Here is a 24,038-nt window from a genome sequence, read left to right as displayed (position 1 = left end):
CGCTGCACAGTCGCGGCGCGCGTAGCAACGATTTTGCTGCAATGCAAGGCGGGGGGTGGGGAGTCTGTCCGCTATCTCTCGTCCGTTTGCCTCGCGCTTGTCGAAGGGCCGTCCTTCCTTCAAAGGTTGAAAGAAAGAAGAACGGTGCTTGACCTACGGTCGCCTGGCGGCCCGACAAGCGCAGCACGAACGGAAGAGAGGTGCAGCCCATGGGTGAAATGATTCGCATGACAATGGATGATGGCGCCGAGATCGCCGTCTATCATGTGCAGCCGGAGGGCGACCGCCGGGGCGGGCTGGTGCTGATCCAGGAAATTTTCGGGGTTACCGACCATATCCGCGAGCTCTGCGACGAATATGCCGCCGACGGCTATGAGGTGCTGTCACCCGCGCTGTTCGACCGCGAGCATCCGGGGTTCGAGAGCGACTATTCGGGGCCGCAGTTCGAGCGCGCGGTCGAGCTCGCTCGCAAGCTCCATCCGTTCGAGCAGAGCCTCAAGGATGCGCAGACGTGCATCGATGCATTGAAGGGAAGGGGACCGGTATTCATCACCGGCTATTGTTACGGAGGGTCGGTCGCCTGGCGGATGGCGCAGATCAGCCCCGACCTCTCGGCCTCATCCTCCTATTACGGCAGCCTCGTCCCGACGATGTTCAAGGACGAGGCCCCGGCCTGCGCCACCATCGCCCATTTCGGCCGCTTCGACGGCGGTATTCCGATGGAGGGGGTCGAGGCGCTGATCGCGAAAGACCACCCGACCGCGCAGATCTTCGTCTACGAGGCCGGGCATGGTTTCAACAGCGACCGGCGCAAGGATTATCACGAACCGAGCGCAACCCAAGCGCGCGAGCGGACGCTGATGCTGTTCAAGGCGTGCGGGGGCTAAGGCGATGGCGCCCGCAACCGATCGGAGCCGGCCCCGGGCGCGGTGAGCAATTCAAAGCGCGGCGGTCAGATCGGCCAGATGCCGCCGCAGCGCCGGGAACTGGTCGTCCTTCGTGATCCCCAGCCGCACGATCGTCACGCGCTGCGAGGGCGAGACGATGATATATTGCCCCTGATGGCCGATGCAGGCGAACAGGTCGTTGGGGCCGCGGTCGGGCCATAGCGCCTCGTCGGCGCCCGCGGGCCGTCGCCGGTTCAGCCAGATGTGCCCGCCATAGCCCGCGTCCCCGGGCGAGGGCGACAGCATGAAACGCATCCAGGTTTCGGGCAGCAGCCGCTGGCCGCCCGCGACGCCATGGTTGCGCAAAAACTCGCCGAACTTCGCATAGTCGCGCGCGGTCGCGTGCATGATCGAACCGCCGATCATCGTGCCCTTGGCGTCGAACTCGGGCGTCAGGCTGGTCATGCCGAGCGGTTCGGCGAGCCGTCCCGCGATGAACTCGCGCATCGCCTCGCGCCGCGCCTCGGGATTTTGCGACGGGGTCAGCGTGTCGGTCAATATGTCGGACAGGATGACGCTGGTCGCCGAACTGTAATTGAAAAGCTCGCCCGGCCGCGCTGCCGCGGGCTTGGCCTCGGCAAAGGCGGCCATGTCTCCGGCGCCGGCGCCGAAGAGCATTTCGACCGTGTCGCCCTTCCACACCGGATTGCCATTTTCGACATGCTCGAGTCCCGAGGCCATGTGGAGCAGGTGGCGCAGGCTGATCGTCCCGCGCGGGTCGCCGCTGCGTTCCCACCCGCTGACCGGCGCGGGCGCGTCGAGCGACAATTGCCCGTCGGCGACAAGAAATCCGGTAAGGACGGCGGTGATGCTCTTTGCCATCGACCAGCTGATCAGCTTTGAATCGGGGCCGAAGCCCTCGCCATATCGTTCGTAGACCGGCTGGCCGTCGCGCAGCACATAGAGCGCGCGCGTCTCGCCCACGTCGTCGGCGTCGTCGAACAGCGCGTCGGCCTTTGCCTTGATCGCGGGGTCGAGCGCCGGGAGCGCGGGCGACGCATCGACCGGCGTGATCTCGTCGAGCGACACGCCAAGCCGGGGGGCGGGTGCGCCGGGTGCGATACCTCCCTGCCCGGCGGCCTGTCCCAGCGACCAGCCGCCGAGAAGGAGCAGCGCCGCACTTGCCAGCATGGCTTTTTTCGTGATCATGGCGCCGGTGACTAACACCAACCCGCCCGAGACGGCAACGCCCGACCGCCAGCCGTCGGCGCCGCCCCCCGAAGTTCCCCCGCACCTGCGCGGCCGCAAGCGTCGCGACGGCAAGAGCGGCGGGAGCCTGCCATGGGCAATCGGCTTTGGCGTCCTGCTGGCGATTTTCCTCGTCTGGAAATTCCCCGCGTTCAAGGCGCAGGCCGAGCTGGGATCGGCCTATGCCGCGCGCGTCGGCTGTTCGTGCCGCTATGTGCAGGGGCGCAATCTCGAAAGCTGCCAGACCGATTTCGAACCCGGCATGGAAATGGTCTCGCTGAGCGACGACCCGGCGACGAAGACCGTGACCGGCAGCGTGCCCCTGCTCGCCTCGCGGAGTGCCCGCTTCGCGGGTGCAAGCGGCTGCCTGATCAATCCGTCGGACTAGCGCCCGACGCGCGCGGCGATCAGGGCGACCGCTGCAGGCAGTCCGAAGACGAACAGCCAGACGACGGCTTCCTCGCCCCAGCCATAGCCCGCGCCGAGCACGCCATAGAGAAGGTTGGCGATCGACACGAGCAGCCACAGCGCGAGGAAAGCACGCGTCGCCCGGGACTTGTCGCGGACGAGCAGGCGCAGCCCGATCAGCAGCCCGAGCGCCGCGATCAGCATGATGGCGGTATGCGACATCGTCTATTCTCCCTGCCCATGATCTCTTCGCCTGGCGCGCTCGAACCGGCCGAGCCACGGCGCCCAGCGCCGCCAGCCGCCATGATAGCTGCCCCATTCCCAGATCGCGGTGAAGACGAGCACCGCGAAGGTCGCGATCCCCAGCGTGACCGGCTGCCAATGACCGAACCACGCCGCGGCGCCGACGCCGAAGAGCGCCGCGGCGCCGATCATGTGCGAGAAGGGCGGCAGCGGTCGGCCCGATGTGGCATGCTTGAACCCCATATTGCCGATAAGGAACAGCAGCGGCCCGCCGATCGACACGGCGAGCATCGGAAATTCGATATGTCCGTTCGGGTGCGCGAGCAGCATTTCATCGGCGACCGCCGACACGACCAGCCCCGCGACGATCGGAATATGCCAATAGGTATAAGCGTACCGCGCCAGCAGCCCGGCCGCTTCGGCCGTTTCCATGGCCTGACTGCCGCGCCGCGCGCCGGTGTCGAAATAGAGCCACCACAGCGCCGCGGACCCGAGGAAACAGGTCGCGAAGGCAAGCCAGTGCAGCGGGCTTTGCGGTGTCGTGGCAAAGGTCGCGCCGGTGATCAGCACCCCTTCGCCGAGCGCGATAATGATGAACAGTGCGCAGCGCTCCGCCATATGCGCGCCCGAGATGTCCCAGCTTCCGGCGTCCGACCGGCCGAGCCCGGGAACGCGGAAGAAGGTCGCCGGGCCGGCATAGTCGATCGCGAGCGCCGCCGCCCACAGCAGCATCCGCTGCCCGGGGTCGGCGAGCGCGCCGCCGATCCAGAAGGGCAATGAGAAGAACGACCAGATGATGATGCGGGTGAAGTTGCGCGCCCGCGCGGGGTAAACCCCGTGACTCGCCCAGATCATGTAGAGCGAACGGCCGATCTGCATCGAACAATAGGCTGCGGCGAACAGCCAGCCGGACTTGCCGAAAGCCTGGGGAATCGAACTCGACAGCGCAAGGCCCGCCAGCATCAGCGCGAAGAGCATCAGCCGTACATTGGCGCGCTCCGGGTCGAGCCAGTTCGCGACCCATGTGGTGAAGATCCACACCCACCACACCGCGAACAGCAGCATCAGCGTTTGCAAGGCGCCGAGCCAGCCTAGATGTTCGAGCAGGCCGTGCGACAATTGGGTGATCGCGAAGACGAACACCAGATCGAAGAAAAGTTCGATATTGGTCACCGGCGCATGACCATGGGCGTCGCGGATGCGGAACAGATTTGCCCTAATCGTCACAACTTACCCTCCCGCTCGCAAACGCGCGCCACTCCCCCGGTGACATAGCAAGCTTGCGGCGAAAGACAGCACAGAGATGGGCATGGCTCGAAAAGCCGGTGGCGAAGGCGATCTCGGCGATCGAGAGCGGCCGGTTGGCGAGAAACCAGCAGGCACGCCGCAATCGCTGATGCAGCACATATTGCGCGGGGGTCCGGCCGGTGGCGCGCGCAAAATTGCTGATCAGGCTGTTGACCGACATGCCGGTCTCTGCCGCCATATCCTCGACCGTGATCTGGATTTCGAGCTGCGTCTGGATCGACGCCATCAGCCCGTCGATGCGGCGCAGAAGCGCCTGCGGCAAGGGCAGTGCGATGTTTCGCGCCAGTGCCTCCGCCAGTACCGCGACCAGCGTGTCGGCGGCTTTGGTGTCACCGGCCAGCAGTTTGCGGACGAGGACCGTCATTTGCGGATCCCGATGCGCGGCGATCGCCCGCGCCCCGCCGGGGACCGCAAGCCGCGCGGCCGGAATCTCGATGTGGATCGACCGCGCCGTTCCACCCTTGGCCGTGGCCTTGAACCGTCGGCCGGCCGGCACGAACCATATCTCGTCGGGCAACGGATCCCCCAGCGCGGTGCGATGACCGTCGAGCCAGGTTTCGAGCCAGTGATAGCTGCCAGCGTCGTGAAGGATCAGCATATGGACGTCGCGCTCGACCGTCCAGCTGGCCGGGCCATCGATCGTGTCGGTGATCGAGGCGACCTTGAGTCCTCCCACATCCATGGCGCGAATATGGCAAAGGTGGGAGAATCTGAAAGCCTGCAATAGAGGCGAAACTTATGGTTAACTCGCGCCCGGCTTTTTCGGTCGCCTGATTTGACGAATTGCGGACCACCCGCAGAACCGACCCCTCCCGGCAGGCGGCGGCACCCCTGCCGCCTGCCAACTTTTTTCCAGGTATTCAAGGGTTTGGTGCCGGTGGCGGGTCACCCGTTGACCAGAAAATCGTCCATCGCCGCGTTGACCGCATCGGGGGCTTCCCACGGCACGAAATGGCCGCAGCCCGGAACCTTCACGATCGACACATCCGGGACCAGTTCCTCCATCCCGTCGAGGTTGCACGCGGGCAGCGCAACGTCGTCGAGCGCCCAGACCACCAGGGTCGGGATCGTAAGTTTCGGGAAGGGCGCCGCGGGCGGTTCGGCATAGGGCTCGTCCATCGCGGGCACGGCCATCGGCGAACCGCGATACCAGTTGATCATCGCGCGGCAGGCGTCGCGGTCCTCCCAATCCTTGAGCAGCCGCGCGATCTCGTCGGGCGGCTGGATGCCGCCGCTCGGCACCCGGTCTGCGAAGGCGTGCGCCAGGATACCGGCGATGCCATGCTCCTCGATGATCGCGTCGCTCGCAGGGTCGCGGAAGGTTCGGATATACTGGCTGGCCGCGCGCTGTTCGGGGTTGGCGAGCAGCAGGCGCTGGAAGATCGCGGGATGCGGCGCGTTGGCGATCACCGCGCGCGTCACGCGTCCAGCCCATCCCGGATGCAGCCCGCCCGGCTGTCCGCCGAGCGCGACCCCCCAGGCGATCGCCCCGCCCCAGTCGTGCCCGACGATCGTGAAAGTCCCGACGCCCAGCGCGTCCGCCAGCGCGAAGACGTCGGCGATCAGCTTGTCGGGCGTGTAGGATTCGGCGTCCTGCGGCTTCGACGACCCGCGATAGCCGCGCTGGTCGGGCGCGATGCAGCGAAAGCGGTTCGCGAAATGCGGCAGCTGAAAGCGCCACGTGCGGTGCGATTCGGGGAAGCCATGGAGAAAGACCAGCGCCGGCGCATCGCGTGGCCCGACATCGACGACGTCGAGTTCGACGCCCGTCGAAAGCCTCACCCGCTGCTGCTCGAAATCACCGATCATGCATCGCTCCTTTGGTTTCGTTTCGAAACCAGATGTGGCGGCGATCGGCGCGGCTGGCAAGCGGCAACGGGTGATGGCGCTGGTGGGGCGGCGGCTGGTGTCGGTCGTCAGCTGCCCTGTAATTCCCCACCCAGCGCACCATATTTCGCCTCGAACCCGGCCTTGTCGCCGCGGGCGAGATAGCCGGCCTGGTCGACGATCGCATCGCGCGCGATGCGCCCCTGGAAGGCGCCGAGCTGTGGGTCGATGACCGCGACGTCGGCGTCGGTCCAGTCGGCGATCTGCTGAAAGCGGGTTACGCCGAGGCCGTTCAGCAGCGCGACCATCTTGGGGCCGACGCCCTTCAGCAGTTGCAGATTGTCGGCCTTGGCCGCCGGTGCGGGGGCCGGTTCCGGCGCAGGCTGCGGCTCGCGCGTGGGTTCGGGAGCGGGCTCGGGTTCGGGAGCGAGCGGCGTCTCGGCGACGGGCTCGGGTACCGGTGGAGGAGGCGGAGGAGGGGCGGCGACGGGCGCGGGCGCCGGTTCCTTCGGTTTGAAGCGCGCCGGCTCGGCGGCGATAATCTCGGGCTTCACCGCTTCGAGCGGTTTCTTCGGTTCGTCGGACGGCGCGATCGGGGTCTCGATCTCTTCGGCCTTGTTGCGCCCAAAGAGCCACCACAGCAGCACGACCGCGACGACCAGTCCGACGACTGCGATGATCCAATTTTCCTGAAGCCACGCCATGACGATCTCCCTGTAATGTGGTCAGCCTATGCGGACGCGTCAGCGCCGTCCAGCGCGGCCTATTCCGACTCGCGCGCGACTTCGCGCCAGCCGATATCGCGGCGGCAGAAGCCGCCCGGGAAATCGAGTTTGTCGACCGCGGCATAGGCGCGCGCCTGCGCCTCGGTGACGCTCTTGCCAGTCGCGGTGACGTTGAGGACGCGGCCGCCGGCGGCGACGAGCGTCCGGTCCTCGCGCGCGGTGCCGGCGTGGAAGACGCGCACGCCGCCCGCTTCGGCGTCGGCGATGCGGCGGATCGCGCCGCCCTTGTCGGGGGTGCCCGGATAGCCGTTCGCCGCCATGACGACGGCGAGGGCATAGTCGTGCGAGAAGGTCGGGGTGTGGGCGGTCGCGAGTGTCCCGGTCGCGGCGGCGTGAAGCAAGGCGGCGAAGTCGCCCTTGAAGCGCATCATCAGCACCTGGCATTCGGGGTCGCCGAAGCGGCAATTATATTCGATGAGCTTCGGACCTTCGCCGGTCAGCATCAGCCCCGCGAAGAGCACGCCGACGTACGGCGTACCCTCGGCAGCGAGCCTCGCCACCGTCGGGCGGACGATGCGGTCCATGACCTGCGATTCGAGCTCGGCGGTGAGCACCGGCGCGGGGCTGTACGCGCCCATGCCGCCGGTGTTCGGGCCAACATCGCCGTCGCCGACGCGCTTGTGGTCCTGCGCGCTGCCGAAGGCGATCACGTCCTTGCCGTCGGAGAGCGCGAAGAAGCTCGCTTCCTCGCCGATCATATACTCCTCGATCACCACCTCGGCGCCGGCGCTGCCGAAGGCGCCGTCGAACATCTCCTCGATCGCGGCTTCGGCATCTTCGCGCGTTTCGGCGATGATCACGCCCTTGCCCGCGGCGAGGCCGTCGGCCTTGATCACGACGGGGATCGCGAAGCCTTCGAGCGCCGCGAGCGCTTCCTCGGCCGATGTGCAGCGGACATAGCCCGCGGTCGGGATGCCGGCGCGCGCGCACAGATCCTTGGTAAAGCCCTTCGATCCTTCGAGGCGCGCGGCGGCGGCACCGGGGCCGAAAGCGGGAATGCCGATCTCGCGGAGGCGATCGGCAAGCCCCGCGACGAGCGGCGCTTCGGGCCCGACGACGACGAAGTCGATCGCATGCGCCTTCACGAAGGCGATCAGCCCATCGAGGTCATCGGCGGCAATCGGCACGCATTCGGCGTGGAGTTCGATTCCGGGGTTGCCGGGCGCGGCATAGAGCTTGGCGCAACTCGGCGATTGTGCCAGTTGCCACGCTAACGCATGTTCGCGGCCCCCAGAGCCCACCAGCAGGATATTCATGTCAGTCCCTTTTCCCGATCCGGCGTCCGACGATGGCACCGAAGCGCGGCTGTTAGCCGAGGCTTCGCCGGGGGACAATGCGCCCGATATGACCGTCAGCCAATTGTCGGCAGCGATCAAGCGGACAGTCGAGGATGGTTTTTCCCGTGTCCGCGTCCGCGGCGAACTGTCGGGCGCGAAACGCGCCGCATCGGGGCACTTCTACGCGGCGCTGAAGGACGAAAATGCGCTGATCGACATGGTGATGTGGAAGGGGCAGGCGGCGCGCCTTGCTTTTCGCCCCGAAGACGGGATCGAGGTGATCGCGACCGGCAAGCTCACCACTTACCCGGGGCGCTCGAAATATCAGCTCGTCGTCGACACGCTGGAAATTGCGGGCGAGGGCGCGCTGATGCTGCTCTTCGAGAAATTGAAGGCGCGGCTCGGCGGTGAGGGGCTGTTCGACCGCGAGCGCAAGCAGCTGCTCCCCTATCTGCCAGAGGTGATCGGGGTCGTGACCTCGCCGACCGGCGCGGTGATCCGCGACATTCTCCACCGCCTCGCCGATCGCTGCCCGACGCGCGTGATCGTGTGGCCGGTACTGGTGCAGGGCGAGGGCGCGGCCGCGCAGGTCGCGAATGCGGTGCGCGGGTTCGACGCACTTGCCCCCGGCGGGCCGGTGCCGCGCCCCGACCTCGTGATCGTCGCGCGCGGCGGCGGGTCGATCGAGGATCTGTGGGCGTTCAACGAAGAGGTCGTCGTGCGCGCGATCGCCGATTGCCGCATCGCGACGATCAGTGCCGTGGGGCACGAGACCGACGTGACGCTCGCCGACTATGTCGCCGACGTCCGCGCGCCGACGCCGACCGCGGCCGCCGAAATGGCGGTGCCTGTCCGCGCCGAACTGCAGGCGCAGCTTGCGACTTGGAACGGGCGGATCATCGGCGCGGCGAACCGCCAGCACGCGCTGCGCGGCGAACGGCTCGCGGCGCTGGCGCGGCATTTGCCGAAGCGCGAGGCGCTTTATGCGCCGCAGCGTCAGCGGCTCGACGACAATGGCGACCGGCTCGACCGCGCGCAGCGGCACCGGCTCGCGGTGACCGGCGAGCGGCTCGCGACGCGCGCGGGGGCGCTGCGGCCCGCACTGCTGACGCGGACATGGGACCGCGAGCGCGCGAAGCTCGAAGGGCTCGGACGGCTGCTGACCTCGCTCGATCCGCGCGCGCTCCTGTCGCGCGGCTATGCCATGGTGCGCGATACCGGGGGTGCGATCGTGACCACCGCGACCAAGGCGCGCGATGCGGGCCATCTGCGCCTGATCTTCGCCGATGGCGAAGTGCCGGTCGCGGCAATCGATGGCGATGCGCCGCCACCGCCGAAGCCTGCGCGAAAACCCGCGCCTCCGCACGGAGCGTCGCCGGGGCGGGGGCAGGGCGAGCTGTTCTGATCGGGCGCGGGGGTGGCCGAACGCCGCATCGATGCTATATCGACGGTGATACGAGAAGATTTACGGAATGGACCCATGTTGATCGCCAGCAGCAACCGCCTCGCCCGCCTGCACTATGGACCGAACGGGTTTCGCGTCCTGTCGCCCGGCGACCATGTGCTCTGCGCGGTGAGCGGCGTACCGATCGCGCTCGACGAACTGCGTTACTGGTCGGTCGCGCGGCAGGAGGCCTATGCGACCGCCGCCCTTTCGGTCCAGGCCGCGCTCGACCATAAGGCATGAGGCCGTCGAGATTTGGACCGTGGCCGATGGTCGCGGTGCCGCTGCTTGTCATTGCCGCAGGCTGTGTTCCTTCATCCGAGGCGCCCGCAAGGCCCGCGCCGTCGCCCGTCACGAGCGCTCCGGTCGCAGCCGCGCCGCCGCCGCCCGCCGAACCGGTTCGCGCCGATTTCACGCTGCGGGGCGTTCCCGAACAGGGGGCGGTCATCGTCGGGCGGGCGCCGAGCGCGACGCAGGCGTTGACGCTGGACGGCGCGCCGGTGCCGCTGGCGCCTGACGGCGGCTTCCTGATCGCCTTCGACCGCGACGCTGGGCCCTCGGCGCGCCTCGTCGCGAGGCTGGCGAGTGGCAGCACGGTTGAACGCACGCTGGGCATCGCGCCGGGAAGCTGGCGGATCGAGACGATCAACGCGCCCTATCGCGGCAGCGCGTCGAGCGATGCCGAATTCGAACGCCGCCGCCCCGCCGAACTGGCGCAGATCGCCGCCGCGCGCGCGACGCCGGTGAGTTCCGATGGCTGGCGGCAGGCGTTCCGCTGGCCGGTGACCGGGCGCATGTCGGGCTTTTTCGGGTCGCAGCGCGTATATCAGGGCAAGCCCGGCGCCTATCACAGCGGCACCGACGTCGCGGTGCCCGCGGGTACGCCCTTCGTCGCGCCCGCCGACGGCGTGGTGACGCTCGCCGCGTCCTCGCCCTTCACGCTCGAGGGCAATCTGCTGATCGTCGATCATGGCATGGGCCTGTCGAGCGCCTTTCTTCACTGCCAGCGGCTCGACGTGAAGGTCGGCGACCATGTGGTGCAGGGGCAACAGCTCGGCACGGTCGGGCAGACCGGACGCGCGACGGGGCCGCATATGCACTGGGGCCTGAAATGGCGAGATGCGCGGCTCGACCCTGGCAAGCTGGCTGGCCCGATGCGGCCCTGACCGCCGTTCGCGAGGGTTCGTTGTAATTTTATTGCGCTTCTTGGCGCAGCTTTATTCGATCTTTCCGCACTGCCGGGTGCCATGTTGCAAATTCGTCACAATGGCCGGCGAAACGGCCACGCGCGCCGGGAATTCCCTTTACTCCAGATGAACGAAAGATCATCCCGCTCCGATCAGGGTGCGTTCGTCATGCGTTTTTGACGCCGATTTTTCGCATTCGGGTATCGTAACCAACTCAGTAGCAAGGGACTGCAACTGTGAAGAAAACCCATTTTTCCGCACTGCGGCTGGGCGCTGCCCCGCTCGTTCTCGGCGTCGGCCTGCTGGCCGCTGCGCCGGCGATGGCGCAGGACGCGCAGGGAAGCGAAGACAGCGCAACCTCGGGTGACGAAATCATCGTCACCGGTACGCGTATTCCCCAGGCCAATCTCGAATCGGCCGCTCCCATCACCGTCGTCAGCAGCGAAGACATCAAGTTGCAGGGCACGACCCGCGTCGAAGACCTGCTGAACTCGCTGCCGTCGGTGTTCGCGAGCCAGAACTCGACGACCGCCAACGGTTCGGACGGCACCGCGTCGGTCGACCTTCGCGGCCTCGGCACCACCCGTACCCTCAGCCTCGTCAACGGCCGCCGCCTGCTTCCGGGCGACCCGAGCCCGTCGAGCGGTTCGGCCGCCGACATCAACATCATCCCGGCCGCGCTGCTGAAGAACGTCCAGGTCCTGACCGGCGGCGCCTCGGCGACCTACGGTGCGGACGCTGTTGCCGGCGTCGTCAACTTCGTGATGGACACCGACTTCACGGGCTTCCGCGTCGACGCGCAGTACAGCCTGTTCCAGCACAACAACCGCAACAAGTTCCTGCCCCCGCTGCTCGATCGCCGCGGCTTCGGCTATCCGCGCGGCAGCACCGCCGATGGCGGCACGATCGACGTCACCGCGACCTTCGGTGCGGCGTTCGACGACGGCCGCGGCCACATCGTCGCCTATGCCGGCTATCGCAAGGCGAACGAAATCACGCAGGCCAAGCGCGACTACAGCTCGTGCGTGCTGCAGAACAGCGGCGGCGGTGCCCCGCAGTGCGGCGGCTCGCTGACCAACTCGGCGGGTACGGCGATCCTGTTCGACCCGACGCTCAACACGGCGTCGTCGACGGTGTACAGCTTCCTGCCGGGCGGCGGGTTCGAAAACACCACGTCGCGGTACAACTTCGCGCCGACGAACCACTATCAGCGCCCCGACGAACGCTATACCGCGGGCCTGTTCGCGAACTATGAGATCAACGAGTCGATCAAGCCGTATCTCGAGTTCATGTTCATGGACGACCGCACGGTCGCCCAGATCGCCCCGTCGGGCAACTTCGGCAACACGCTGACGATCAACTGCGACAACGCGCTGATGTCGGCCGCCCAGCGCGCCATCATCTGCGCCAATCCCAACCTGATCAACGGTTATATCGGCAACTTCCCGACCGCGGTTGCGGCGCCGTACAACCCGACCCCGGGTGCGGCTCCGCTGGTGTTCACCGACACGCTCGGCAACACCTACAACCAGGCGTTCCTGCAGGTGCTTCGCCGCAACGTCGAAGGCGGTCCGCGCCAGAACGACCTGCAGCACACCAACTATCGTGCGGTGATCGGGACGAAGGGCGACCTCGGCAAGGCCTGGTCGTACGACACCTATTACCAATATGGCCGTTCGAACTACACGCAGGTCTATTCGAACGAATTCTCGGTTGCCCGTCTCGGCCGCGCGCTGAACGTGATCGACGATCCGCGCACCGCGGCGTTCGACCCCGTCTGCCGCTCGGTCATCGACGGCAGCGATCCGAACTGCGTCCCCTACAACATCTTCAACGGTGCAGGCGGGGCAAGCGCGGCTTCGGTCAACTATCTGTCGGCGACCGGCTTCCAGAAGGGCTATACGTCCGAACAAGTCGCCAACGCGTCGCTGACCGGCCAGCTTGGCGAATATGGCATCACCTCGCCGTGGGCGACCGATGGCGTCGGCGTCAACCTGGGCTTCGAGTGGCGCAAGGAATCGCTCGACCTGCAGACCGACAATGCTTTCCAGACCGGCGATCTCACCGGCCAGGGCGGCGCGACGCTGCCGCTGTCGGGCAGCTTCCGGGTCTATGAATTCTTTGCCGAGACCCAGATGCCGATCATCCAGGACAGCTTCATCTATGAGCTGACCTTCAGCGGCGGTTATCGCAAGTCGTGGTACAAGACGAGCGCCGACCGCAAGTATGACACCGACACGTACAAGCTGCAGCTCGAATTCGCGCCGATCCGCGACATTCGTCTCCGCGGCCAGTACAACCGTGCGGTGCGTGCGCCGAACATCCAGGAGCTGTTCGCCACCCCGACCGTCGGCCTTGCCGGTTCGAGCGATCCGTGCGCCGGTACGCCGGTCACCGCGACCGACTATGGCTGTATCGCGCAGGGTCTCGCGGTGGGTCAGGGCACCACGCCGAACCCGGCCGGCCAGTATAACGGCCTGCTTGGCGGCAACCCCGACCTGACGCCGGAAAAGGCGACGACGAAGACCTTCGGCGTCGTCCTGCAGCCGAGCTTCCTGCCGCGCTTCTCGCTGACCGTCGACTATTTCGACATCAAGCTGAAGGATGCGATCCAGCCGCCGGCACAGGATGCGATCCTGAAGGATTGTACGCTGAACGCCACCGCGACGTTCACGCCCTTCTCGTGCAGCCTGATCAACCGCGACGCGGCGGGTTCGCTGTGGCTGACCCCGGGCGGCTATGTCGACAACACGCCGTCGAACCTCGGTAAGGTCCGCACCAAGGGCATCGAAATCAACAGCGCGTACAGCCATGAAATTGGCGATTTCGGCACGCTGTCGATGAGCTTCATCGGTACCTATCTCGACAAGTATCGCGTCGATAACGGCATCACCGAAGCCTATGACTGCGCCGGCCTCTATGGTCCGGTGTGCTCGGGCGGCGGCACGACCGCCGGCGGTTCGATGCTGCCGAAGTGGCGCCACAAGCTGCGCACGACGCTGCAGACCGCAGGCGGCATCGGCGTTTCGCTCCAGTGGCGCTTCATCGGCAAGGTCAAGGCCGAAACGTTGGACGACAGCCAGTCGCTGGCCGGCGATTTCAACTTCGATCCGGGTCTGCACATCAAGTCGTACAGCTACTTCGACCTCGCGGGCACCTTCGCGATCGGCGACAGCTATACGTTCCGTCTTGGTGTGAACAACATCTTCGACAAGCAGCCGCCGTTCGTCACCTCGGGTAGCGCTATCCGTGACGGTTCGAACCTTTGCCCGACCGGGCCTTGTAACGGCAACACCTACCCGGGCACCTACGATGCCCTCGGTCGGTATCTCTACGCGGGCGTGACGCTGGACTTTTAAGGTCCGGAATTCGTCCTAAGATAGGGGGCGGCGGGTCGCAGGACCGGCCGCCCCTTTTTTTGATTCGAACCGGTGGACCAAGACGAGATGCTCGATTCCAGAACTGCCGACGCGCTGCGACAAGCCGTGGGCGCCGCCCGTTCCGGCGACGTCGCGCGCGCGAAACTGCTTGCCGAGGACGCCTTGTCCGAAGGCGGCGACAAGGCCGCGCTCAACGCCTTTCTCGGCATGTTGCAAGCGCGCTCGGGCGACCTCGCCGCGGCGGCGCGCCATTTGCAGGCGGCGCACGAAGCCCGCCCGACCGACACGACGATCGCATGCAACCTGATCGCGGTGCTGATCGAGAAGGGCGACCTTGCCGCGGCGCTGGCGGTCGCGACGGCCGACCTTGCCAAGACCGATCCGACCTTGCGCATCGCGCGCTATCGCGGCTTCGTCGCGCAATCGCTCGAGGATTTTCCGACCGCGGTCGAGGCCTATGAGCATGTCGTCGCGGGCGAGCCCGGCGATTTCGAAAGCTGGAACAATCTCGGCAATGCGCGGTCGGCGATCGGCGACCTTGAGGGCAGCGTGACCGCGCTCGAAAAGGCGATGGCGCTCAACCCGCACGCCCCGCCGACGCGCCTGAATCTCGCCGTCGCGCTGCGCTCGGTCGGCCGCGTAGAAGAGGCCGAAGCGCTGCTGCGCCGGACGTCGGAGGAATTTCCCGACGACGCGCGCGCGCTGCACGAGCTGTATGTGCAGTACAAGAAGGAGGGGAAGCAGGACGAGGCGATGGCGGCGCTCGAAGCCGCAATTGTCCGCGATCCCGAGAATGCCAATCTCCAGCTCAAGTTTGGCGTCGAATGCGGATTGATCAATCGCGTCGACGAGGCCGAACAGGCGTTTCGCAAGGTGCTCGATCTCGACCCGACGGTGGTCGATGCCTATGTCGGGCTGACCGTCCAGTTCGAGCACAGCAACCGCGAGGAGGAGTTCGCGCCGCTGATTGCGCGCGCCGAGGCGCATGGCATCGACGAAGGCACGCTCGCCTTCATGCGCGCGTTTGAATTTCGCCGTGCGAAGCGTTTCGACGAGGCGCTGGCCAGTCTCGCGCTGGTGCCGCCCGACCTTCAGCGCGAGCGCACGACGCATTTGCGCGGACAGCTTCTCGACCGGCTGGGCCGCGTCGACGAAGCCTTTGAGGCGTTCAGCGAGACGAACCGCCTGCATCAGGAATCGCAGACCAATCCGCTCGAGCGCTCGGCCGAGCTTCGCGCGCAGGTGCGCGACGACCTGGCTTTCATGACCCACGAATGGGCGGCAAGCTGGCCCGCTGTCGAGGGCGGGGACGAACGGCCCGATCCGGTCTTCCTGCTCGGCTTCCCGCGCTCGGGGACCACCCTGCTCGACACCATCCTGATGGGACATCCGGACACCGTGGTGCTCGAGGAACAGCCGCCGCTGAACCTCACCGAAAAACATGTCGGCGGGACGGCCGCGATCCCGGGGCTCGACGCGGCTGCTGTGGCCGACGCACGGCGTTTCTATTGGGACGAGATCGCCAAAGTCGCACCCGAGCCGATCGCGCCGGGCAAGATGCTGATCGACAAGTCGCCGCTGTTCCTGACCAAGGCGGTGCTGATCCAGCGCCTGTTCCCGAACGCGCGCTTCATCCTCGCGCTCAGGCATCCGTGTGACGTGCTGCTGAGCTGCTTCATGAGCAATTTCCGGCTCAACAACGCGATGTCGAACTTTCTGCGGCTGGAGGATGCGGCCGAATTCTACGACCTCACCTTTTCGCACTGGGAGCGCGCGAACGCGCTGTTCCCGCTCAAGGTCCACACGATCGTCTATGAGCGGCTGGTCGAGGATGTCGGCGCCGAAGTGCGGCCGCTGTTCGACTTCCTCGGGCTCGAATGGCGCGACGAGGTGCTCGACCACCAGGCGACCGCGAAGAAGCGCGGGCTGATCACCACCGCAAGCTATGCGCAGGTCGTCGAGCCGATCTACAAGCGCGCCGCCGGGCGATGGGAGGGCTATCGCAAGCATCTGGAGCCGATCTTCCCGATCCTCGAGCCGTGGGTCCGAAAATTCGGATACAGCCTGTGAGCGCCGACCGCGCCGCGCTGGTCGCCGAAGCCGATCGCGCGCTCGCGGCACAGGATTTCGCGCGCGCCGCCGCGCTGCTCGAACAATCGCTCGCGATGGGCGAGGATTTTCCGGTGTTGCTCCGGCTCGCAGGGACGCACCGCGCGGCCGGACGTCCGCGCGTCGCGCTCGATGCGGTGCATCGCGCGCTGACGCTCGCGCCGCTCGACTTCACCGCGCTGATGATGCGTGCGAGCCTGCTCGACCGGATCGGCGATCCCGGCGCGGGCGAGGCGTGGGGGCATGCGATCGCGCAGAAGCCCGCGGATGCCTTGCCGCCGCAGCTCGCTGCCGTGCTGGCCGAGGGCGAGCGCAAACATGCGGCGTGGCTCGACACCAAGGAGGCGCATTGGGCGGCGCGGACGACGGAGGCCGAAAGCCGTGCCGATGCCGAAGAGCGTGCGCGGATCGCGCGCTTTCGCAGCAATGCGCTGCGCCGGACGCGCGTCTATCACAGCGAACCGACGCATTTCCATTTTCCGGGGCTTGCCGAGCGCGAATTTCATCCGCGCAGCCTTTTCCCCTGGCTCGCCGAGATCGAGGCCGCGACCGACACGATCGCGGCGGAACTGGCCGCGGTGATGGCGGCCGAGCGCGCCGAGCTCGTCCCCTATGTCCAATATGCGGCGCACCAGCCGCTCGCGCAGTGGCGGGCGCTCAACCACAATCCCGACTGGACGGCGATCCACCTGTGGCGGAACGGCCGCCGGATCGAGGCGAACGCGCGCCACTGCCCGCGGACGATGGAACTGCTGGGGCTGGTCGACCAGCCCGAGATCGCGGGGGCGTCGCCCAACGCGCTGTTTTCGCTGCTCGCGCCGGGCACCGCGATCCCGCCGCACGTCGGCTACAACAACACGCGCCTTGTCTGCCACCTGCCGCTCGTCGTACCGGATGGCTGCTGGTTCCGCGTCGGCGCCGAGACGCGCGACTGGGAGCGCGGGCAGGCGTTCGTCTTCGACGACACGATCGAGCATGAGGCGATGAACCCGAGCGAGCAGTTGCGCGTCGTTTTCATCTTCGACCTCTGGCACCCCGATCTCCGCCCTGCGGAGCGCGCGGCGGTCGCGGCGATGATCGGCAGTGCGCCCGACGCCGTGCCGGAGAGCCTGTGAGCTTTGCCGCGCGGCTCGCCGCGGCGCGGCGCGGGCAGGCCGACGCCGATGACATCGCCGATCTTGCACGGCTGGCGCTCGACGAGGGCGAGGAGGAACAGGCGTTGCCGCTCGTCCTCGCTGCCGCGTCGCGGGCCGATACCGCGCGGCTGTGGCAATGGGCGGGGCTGTTGCAGCGCGGGCTCGACGCGCACGCCGATGCGATCGACAGTTTCGCGAAGGCGGCGCGACTGGCGCCGGACGATGCGAGCATTGCGCACGGCCGCGCGCGGGTTGCCTTCGAAGCCGGGCTCGACGCTGTGGCACTGTTCGAGGCGGCCGAGCGGCTGGGGCCGCCGAACGGCGATGTCCTGATCGGCCTTGCCGCGGCGCGCTGGGCGGCGGGTCAGGGCGAGGCGGCCGAGGCGGCGCTCGACGCGATCGTGGCGCAGGTGCCGCTGTGGCTGCAAGGCCATATGCAGCTCGCGCAGCTGCGCGCGCTGATGGGGCGGCGCGAGGCGGCGACCGCATCTTTCGAGCGCGCGCTGGCGCAGGAGCCGGGCGCGGCGGCGCTGTGGCGCGGCCTGCTCGACCTACACCTCCAGCGCGAGGATCATATCGCGCAAGTCGAGGTCGTCGCGCGCGCCGTGGCGGCGGGCGTCGCCGAAGCCGATGTTGCCGACCACGCCGCGATCGCCGCCGCCGAGCTGGGGCAGGCCGATCGCGCCGACCGGCTGTTCGAGGCGCTACCGGACGAAGCGATGCGGATCGGGACGCGGATATGGCAGGTGCGTCACCTGCTGCGCAGCGGGCGGTTCACGCAAGCCGGGCCGATCGTCGACGCCGAGATCGAGGCAGGCGGTGCGCGGCGCGCGGCAGTCTGGCCCTATGCGCTGCTGCTCTGGCGGCTGACCGACGATCCGAGATACGCGTGGCTTGGGGGCGATCCAGGCTTCGTGCGGACCTTCGACTTTCGCGACCGGCTGCCGCCGCTGGACGCGCTGGCGGCGCACCTGCGGACGCTGCACGTCGCGCGGAGCGAATATCTTGACCAGTCGGTGCGCGGTGGGACGCAGACCGACGGTCCGCTGTTCAGCCGGATCGATCCCGTGACGCAGGCGCTCCGCGCCGCGGTGGTCGGGGCGGTCAACGCCTACCTAGCCGCCTTGCCCGCAGCCGATCCTGCGCATCCTCTGCTTGGGGTCCGGCGCGACCGGCGGCGGCGCTTTGCCGGAAGCTGGTCGGTGCGGCTGCGCGGCGCGGGATATCACGAAAACCATGTCCATCCGCAGGGGTGGATCAGTTCGGCGCTCTATGTCGCCTTGCCCGAAAAACGCCCCGGCGATGCGCCCGAGGCGGGCTGGCTGACGCTGGGCGAGCCGCAGGCGGCGCTGGGGCTCGACCTGCCACCGACCCGGATGGTCGAGCCCGTCGCGGGGCGGCTGGTGCTGTTTCCCTCATGGATGTGGCACGGGACCAGGCCGTTCGTCGAAGGGGAACGGCTCACTGTCGCCTTCGATGTGGCGCCGCCGCGCTGAAACGGTACGGAAAATGGCACAGGCACCCGTCGCAAATGGCTTGGCCGGACGGCAATCCGCGCATAAGCTGCGCGGCGGAACGATGAAAAAGGTTCAGCCCATGTCCCACGTTCGATCATTGTCGCTCGGTGCCGCGCTGCTCGGTGCTGCGCTCGCGATCCCCGCCGCGGCCGGTGCCGCCGAATCGTCGACGACCGCCAGCAAGGGCAAGAAGGCGCTCGACCCCAATGAGGTCGTTTGTCGCAAGCAAGAGGTGCTGGGCAGCCGCCTGAAGTCGGTCCGCGTCTGCCGGACGCGCGCGGAATGGGCCGATGCCCGCAACGAGACGCGCGGCGAAATCGAGCGCGTGCAGGTTCAGCGCGGCGCCATCGGCCAGTAAAAAAGGGCGCCCCTCCTCCCGGAGGGACGCCCTCTACCTTATGCCGGTGTCAGTTTCAGCGCGCCGTCACCCTCGTCGACCCTGATCGTCGAGCCGTCCCGGACGTCACCTTTCAGGATCAGGTCGGCGAGCGGGTCTTGCAGATATTTCTGCACCGCGCGTTTCAGCGGCCGTGCGCCATAGACGGGATCATAGCCGACCCGCCCGAGCCACGCGCGCGCGGCGTCGGTGAGCTCGAGCGTGACTTTGCGGTCGTCGAGCAGCTTCTGGACGCGCGCAACCTGGATATCGACGATCCCGCCCATATGCTGCTGCGCGAGGCGGTGGAACAGCACGATCTCGTCGAGCCGGTTCAGGAACTCGGGCCGGAAATGCGCGCGCACCACCTCCATCACCGCGGGTTCGGCCTGCTCGACCGGCGCATCGTCGGGCAGCGCCGCGATCGCCTGACTGCCGAGGTTCGACGTCAGAATGATCAGCGTGTTGGTGAAATCGACCGTGCGTCCCTGTCCGTCGGTCAGGCGCCCGTCGTCGAGCACCTGGAGCAGGATGTTGAACACGTCGCCATGCGCCTTTTCGACCTCGTCGAAGAGCACGACCTGATAGGGGCGGCGGCGGACGGCTTCGGTGAGCACTCCGCCTTCCTCATAGCCGACATAGCCGGGAGGGGCGCCGATCAGCCGCGACACGGCGTGCTTTTCCATGAATTCGGACATGTCGATGCGGACCATCGCATTGTCGTCGTCGAACAGGAAGCGCGCGAGCGCCTTGGTGAGCTCGGTCTTGCCGACGCCCGTCGGGCCGAGGAAGAGGAACGAGCCCAGCGGCCGGTTCGGATCCTGCAGCCCGGCGCGCGCGCGGCGCACCGCCGTCGAGACGGCGCGCACCGCCTCGTCCTGGCCGATGACGCGCTTGCCCAGCGTCTCCTCCATGCCCAGCAGCTTTTCGCGCTCGCCCTCCATCATCCGGTCGACCGGGATGCCGGTCCAGCGGCTGACGACGGCGGCAATGTCGTCGGCGGTGACTTCCTCGCGCAGCATCGCGTTGCCGACGACGGCCTGTGCCTCCTCGAGCTGTTTTTCGAGGCTCGGGATGGTGCCGTATGACAGCTCGCCTGCCTTCGCGAGGTCGCCGGCGCGCTGCGCCTGATCGAGCGCCGAGCGGGCGGCGTCGAGCTGCTCCTTGATCTTCGCCTCGGCGTGGATCTTGTCCTTTTCGGCCTGCCATTTCTGCGTGAGCGCCGCCGACTGTTCTTCGAGGTTCGCGAGTTCGGCGCGCAGCTTGTCGAGTCGGTCCTTCGACGCCGCATCGCTTTCCTTCGACAGCGCCGCTTCCTCGATCTTCATCTGGATGATGCGGCGATCGAGATTTTCGATCTCCTCGGGCTTCGATTCGACCTCCATGCGGATGCGGCTCGCGGCCTCGTCCATCAGGTCGATCGCCTTGTCGGGCAGGAAGCGGTCGGAGATATAGCGGTTCGACAGCGTCGCGGCGGCGACGATCGCGCCGTCGGTGATCCGTACGCCGTGGTGCAGCTCGTATTTTTCCTTGAGTCCGCGCAGGATCGAGATCGAATCCTCGACCGTCGGCTCGCCGACGAACACCGGCTGGAAACGCCGCTGCAACGCGGGATCCTTTTCGACATATTTGCGATATTCGTCGAGGGTCGTCGCGCCGATGCAGTGGAGCTCGCCGCGCGCGAGCGCGGGCTTGAGCAGGTTCGACGCGTCCATCGCGCCGTCCGACTTGCCCGCGCCGACCAGCGTGTGCATCTCGTCGATGAACAGGATAATCTCGCCCTCGGCCGACTTCACTTCGTCGAGCACGCCCTTGAGGCGCTCCTCGAACTCGCCGCGATATTTGGCGCCCGCGATCAGCGCGCCCATGTCGAGCGCGAGCAGACGGCGGTCCTTGAGGCTGTCGGGGACGTCGCCGTTGGCGATCCGCAGCGCAAGGCCTTCGGCGATCGCGGTCTTGCCGACGCCGGGTTCACCGATGAGGACGGGATTGTTCTTGGTCCGGCGCGCAAGGATCTGGACGGTGCGGCGGATTTCCTCGTCGCGGCCGATCACGGGGTCGAGCTTGCCGTCGCGCGCGACTTCGGTGAGGTCGCGCGCATATTTCTTGAGCGCCTCGAAACTGTCCTCGGCGCCCGCGCTGTCGGCGGTGCGGCCGCGGCGCAGTTCGTTGATGACGTTGTTGAGCGCGTCGGCCGTCACGCCGGCATCGGCGAACGCCTTGCCGACCGGGCTGGACGGAGCGAGCGCCATCGCCAGAAGCAACCGCTCGACGGTGACATAGCCGTCGCCGGCCTTGGCCGCGAGCTGTTCGGCCTGGTCGAGCAGGCGCACCGCGTCATTGTCGAGCCCCGGCGTCGCTTGCGCGCCCGAGCCCGAAACGGCGGGCACCTTGGCAAGCAGCGCGTCGATACCCTGCACCGCGCGCGGCACATCGCCGCCGGCGCGCTGGATCAGGCCGGCGGCCATGCCTTCGTTATCTTCGAGCAGCGCCTTGGCGATATGCTCGGGACTGATCCGCTGGTGGTTCATGCGGATCGCAATCGTCTGCGCCGCCTGCAAAAAGCCCTTGGCGCGATCGGTGAATTTTTCGAGGTTCATGTGGATTAAGCCCCTTTCTCGCCACCAAGATAGTGTTGCCATTTTGCAACACAAGGCCATGGCTTTTCGCGCCGTGAAATTTAGGCCATGAGGTCGGCATCATCGATATCGAATGGAGCAGAAAAGCGGATGCGCAAGTTTTTCGTCGGCGTCCTGATCCTGTTCGTGGCGATCCTCGCCGGTCTTGCGCTTTGGGAGCCGCTGACGGCACAGGCGCCGACGGCGACCGAGTTCCGGCCGGCCGACGTACAGATTGCGCGCGACAGATATGGCGTGCCGCACATCTTCGGAAAGACCGACGCCGACGTCGCCTATGGCGTCGCTTACGCCCACGCCGAGGATGATTTTTCGACGCTGCAGGAAGTGCTGGCGATGACGCGCGGGCGCGCCGGCGCGATGCTTGGCGAGGATGGCGCGAAGGTCGATTATGCCGCGGCGCTGCTCGATGTGCGGGCGACGACCGCGCGCGACTGGCCGCGGCTGCCGAAGGATGTGCAGGCGCTGTTCACCGCTTATGCGGCGGGGCTCAACCATTATGCCGACAAGCATCCCGATGAGGTGCGGCTGTCGGGGCTGTTCCCGGTGACCGGCGAAGACGTCGTCGCGGGCTTCGTGCTGCGATCGCCCTTCTTCTTCGGGCTCGATTCGGTGCTCGGCGGACTGACCGGCGACAAGCCGATGGGCCGCGAGGGCGGGCCGTCGCTCGATGCGAAGGGCAAGCTGGTGCCGCGCGAGCTGACTCCGGTCGGCCGCGATCCCGAAGCGAACGGCTCGAACGGCATCGCGGTGGCGCCGTCGCGCGCGACCGACGGCGCAACGCGGCTCGTCTCCAACTCGCACCAGCCGTGGACCGGCGGGGTCGCTTGGTACGAACTGGTCGTCCACAGTCAGGAGGGCTGGGATTTCGCGGGCGCGAACTTCCCCGGCTCGCCCTATCCCTTCCTCGGGCACAATAAATATCTCGGCTGGACCAACACCGTGAACCGGCCCGACCTGATCGATATCTACAAGCTGGCGCTCGACGAAAGCGGCGAGAAATATCGCTTCGACGGCAAATGGCTGCCGCTCGAGGAAGAGCGCATATGGCTGCGCGTCAGATATGGACCGCTGGTGATCCCGGTGCCGCGGACGATCTATCGCTCGGTGCAGGGGCCCGTGATCAAGAACGACAAGGGTGCCTTCGCGATCCGCTATGCCGGCATGGATCAGTCGGCGATGGTCACCCAATATTACCGGTTGAACAAGGCGAAGAATTTCGCCGAATGGCGCGCGGCGATGGCGGGGCAGGGCGTACCCGCGACCAATTTCATCTACGCCGATGCGAAGGGCAATATCGGGCTTTTCTACAACGCGATGTTCCCCGATCGGCCCGCCGGTTACAATTGGCGCGGTATCCTGCCGGGCGACACCTCGGCAGACGTCTGGACCAAGACGTTGCCGTTCGACCGCGTCCCCGCGCTGGTCAATCCGCGCTCGGGCTATGTGATGAACGCGAACAACACGCCGTGGGTCGCGGCGGGGCCGGGCGACGAGCTCGATGCCGCCGCCTTCTCGCCGCTGCTCGGGGTTGAGGACGACATGACCAACCGCGCGACGCGGCTGATCACCCTGTTCGAGCAATCGGGCGAGATCGACGAGGCGCGGCTGAAGGCGATCAAGTATGACACCGCCTATGCGAAGACCGGCTACGCCAAGGCGTGGATGGACCGGTTGCTTGCGCTCGATACCAAGGGTGATCGGGCGCTGGCCGAGGCGCAGGGCCTGCTCCGCCAGTGGGACTGGAACCTCGACGGCAAGGGCAAGGGCGATGCGCTCGCGCTGATGGTGCTGCGCCCCGCCAACGGCAGCCATTATCAGCGCAAGCCCGACCCCGATCCGCGTCAGGTTCTGACCGAAACGGTGAATCACCTGCAGGAGCATTTTGCCGGACTCGATCCCAAGCTCGGCACCGTGCTCCGGCTACGGCATGGCGAGGGCGCGCATCGCATCGACCTGCCGCTCGACGGCGGCAACGATACGGTGCGCGCCTCGACCTTGTGGGATGTCGAACCCGACGGGCGGCTGAAGGTGCGCCACGGCGACAGCTTCATCATGTTCGTGACGTGGGACGCGGCGGGCAAGGTGCGGTCGGAATCGGTCCAGCCCTTCGGCGCGGCGACGACGCGGCCCGATAGCCCGCACTATAACGACCAGGCAAAGCTGTTCGTCCAGCACAAGCTCAAGCCGGTGCTGTTCGATCCGGCGGCGCTGAAAGCCAGCGGAGCGCGCTTCTATCGGCCTTGAAAGCCGCGAAGCGCCGTCCTAAA

General features: G+C 67.1%; 19 protein-coding genes. 11 read left to right on the top strand and 8 right to left on the bottom strand.

What is annotated here, in order from left to right:
* The first annotated feature begins 227 nt into the window (after positions 1-227).
* Entirely contained in the window at positions 228-887 is a 660-nt protein-coding gene (locus tag QOL79_RS16455; RefSeq protein ID WP_283420167.1) for a dienelactone hydrolase family protein, read from the top strand.
* A gap of 51 nt (positions 888-938) precedes the next feature.
* On the opposite strand, the gene QOL79_RS16450 is transcribed toward QOL79_RS16455, so the two are convergent.
* Positions 939-2,096 carry a serine hydrolase domain-containing protein gene (locus QOL79_RS16450; protein ID WP_283420166.1) on the bottom strand — a complete coding sequence of 386 codons (1,158 nt, stop codon included), beginning with the start codon at positions 2,094-2,096 and terminating at the stop codon, positions 939-941.
* Between QOL79_RS16450 and QOL79_RS16445 the strand changes: the two genes are divergently transcribed.
* Complete coding sequence (locus tag QOL79_RS16445) at positions 2,095-2,523, top strand: hypothetical protein (RefSeq protein ID WP_283420165.1); 429 nt, start codon at positions 2,095-2,097, stop codon at positions 2,521-2,523. The genes QOL79_RS16450 and QOL79_RS16445 overlap by 2 nt on opposite strands.
* Here the strand turns inward: QOL79_RS16445 and QOL79_RS16440 are convergent.
* The 6 genes from QOL79_RS16440 to purD form a co-directional block, all read right to left on the bottom strand.
* Entirely contained in the window at positions 2,520-2,765 is a 246-nt protein-coding gene (locus tag QOL79_RS16440) for a hypothetical protein (protein WP_058455184.1), read from the bottom strand. The two genes, QOL79_RS16445 and QOL79_RS16440, sit on opposite strands and share 4 nt — an antisense overlap.
* Before the next feature lie 3 nt (positions 2,766-2,768).
* On the bottom strand, positions 2,769-4,013 hold the full coding sequence (locus QOL79_RS16435) for a low temperature requirement protein A (protein ID WP_082657780.1): 1,245 nt from the start codon (positions 4,011-4,013) through the stop codon (positions 2,769-2,771).
* Positions 4,003-4,776, bottom strand: coding sequence for a helix-turn-helix transcriptional regulator (locus QOL79_RS16430; protein ID WP_282949065.1), 774 nt, complete (start codon positions 4,774-4,776; stop codon positions 4,003-4,005). The genes QOL79_RS16435 and QOL79_RS16430 overlap by 11 nt, the downstream gene beginning before the upstream one ends.
* Before the next feature lie 203 nt (positions 4,777-4,979).
* A complete protein-coding gene (locus QOL79_RS16425; protein WP_282949063.1) occupies positions 4,980-5,903 on the bottom strand; it encodes an alpha/beta fold hydrolase in 924 nt (307 codons plus the stop codon).
* 107 nt (positions 5,904-6,010) lie between these two features.
* A complete protein-coding gene (locus QOL79_RS16420; protein WP_282949062.1) occupies positions 6,011-6,625 on the bottom strand; it encodes a helix-hairpin-helix domain-containing protein in 615 nt (204 codons plus the stop codon).
* 59 nt (positions 6,626-6,684) lie between these two features.
* The gene (purD, locus tag QOL79_RS16415; RefSeq protein WP_282949061.1) at positions 6,685-7,962 is read right to left on the bottom strand and encodes a phosphoribosylamine--glycine ligase; all 1,278 of its coding nucleotides are present in this window, start codon (positions 7,960-7,962) and stop codon (positions 6,685-6,687) included.
* On the opposite strand from purD, the gene xseA reads away from it, so the two are divergent.
* From xseA to QOL79_RS16375, 8 genes are all read left to right on the top strand, one after another.
* Positions 7,961-9,388 carry an exodeoxyribonuclease VII large subunit gene (xseA, locus tag QOL79_RS16410; RefSeq protein ID WP_282949060.1) on the top strand — a complete coding sequence of 476 codons (1,428 nt, stop codon included), beginning with the start codon at positions 7,961-7,963 and terminating at the stop codon, positions 9,386-9,388. The genes purD and xseA overlap by 2 nt on opposite strands.
* 75 nt (positions 9,389-9,463) lie before the next feature.
* On the top strand, positions 9,464-9,670 hold the full coding sequence (locus QOL79_RS16405) for a DUF2093 domain-containing protein (RefSeq protein ID WP_283420164.1): 207 nt from the start codon (positions 9,464-9,466) through the stop codon (positions 9,668-9,670).
* A complete protein-coding gene (locus QOL79_RS16400) occupies positions 9,667-10,593 on the top strand; it encodes a M23 family metallopeptidase (protein ID WP_283420163.1) in 927 nt (308 codons plus the stop codon). Before QOL79_RS16405 ends, QOL79_RS16400 begins: the two co-directional genes overlap by 4 nt.
* A gap of 257 nt (positions 10,594-10,850) precedes the next feature.
* Entirely contained in the window at positions 10,851-13,973 is a 3,123-nt protein-coding gene (locus tag QOL79_RS16395) for a TonB-dependent receptor domain-containing protein (RefSeq protein ID WP_058455176.1), read from the top strand.
* An 87-nt stretch (positions 13,974-14,060) separates the two neighbouring features.
* Positions 14,061-16,064 carry a sulfotransferase gene (locus tag QOL79_RS16390; RefSeq protein WP_282949054.1) on the top strand — a complete coding sequence of 668 codons (2,004 nt, stop codon included), beginning with the start codon at positions 14,061-14,063 and terminating at the stop codon, positions 16,062-16,064.
* A complete protein-coding gene (locus QOL79_RS16385) occupies positions 16,061-17,218 on the top strand; it encodes an aspartyl/asparaginyl beta-hydroxylase domain-containing protein (protein ID WP_282949052.1) in 1,158 nt (385 codons plus the stop codon). Before QOL79_RS16390 ends, QOL79_RS16385 begins: the two co-directional genes overlap by 4 nt.
* The gene (locus tag QOL79_RS16380) at positions 17,215-18,735 is read left to right on the top strand and encodes a putative 2OG-Fe(II) oxygenase (RefSeq protein WP_283420162.1); all 1,521 of its coding nucleotides are present in this window, start codon (positions 17,215-17,217) and stop codon (positions 18,733-18,735) included. Before QOL79_RS16385 ends, QOL79_RS16380 begins: the two co-directional genes overlap by 4 nt.
* A gap of 100 nt (positions 18,736-18,835) precedes the next feature.
* Complete coding sequence (locus QOL79_RS16375; RefSeq protein WP_156418589.1) at positions 18,836-19,114, top strand: hypothetical protein; 279 nt, start codon at positions 18,836-18,838, stop codon at positions 19,112-19,114.
* Positions 19,115-19,152: 38 nt separating this feature from the next.
* On the opposite strand, the gene clpB is transcribed toward QOL79_RS16375, so the two are convergent.
* On the bottom strand, positions 19,153-21,732 hold the full coding sequence (clpB, locus tag QOL79_RS16370; RefSeq protein WP_283420161.1) for an ATP-dependent chaperone ClpB: 2,580 nt from the start codon (positions 21,730-21,732) through the stop codon (positions 19,153-19,155).
* A gap of 129 nt (positions 21,733-21,861) precedes the next feature.
* Here clpB and QOL79_RS16365 point away from each other — a divergent pair, with 129 nt between their 5' ends.
* Positions 21,862-24,015 carry an acylase gene (locus tag QOL79_RS16365; protein WP_283420160.1) on the top strand — a complete coding sequence of 718 codons (2,154 nt, stop codon included), beginning with the start codon at positions 21,862-21,864 and terminating at the stop codon, positions 24,013-24,015.
* The last annotated feature ends 23 nt before the right edge of the window (positions 24,016-24,038 follow it).

Origin of the sequence: Sphingopyxis sp. Geo48 (genome assembly GCF_949769155.1) — a bacterium.
Taxonomy (GTDB): domain Bacteria; phylum Pseudomonadota; class Alphaproteobacteria; order Sphingomonadales; family Sphingomonadaceae; genus Sphingopyxis.
This window is presented reverse-complemented; position numbering and strand designations above follow the sequence as displayed.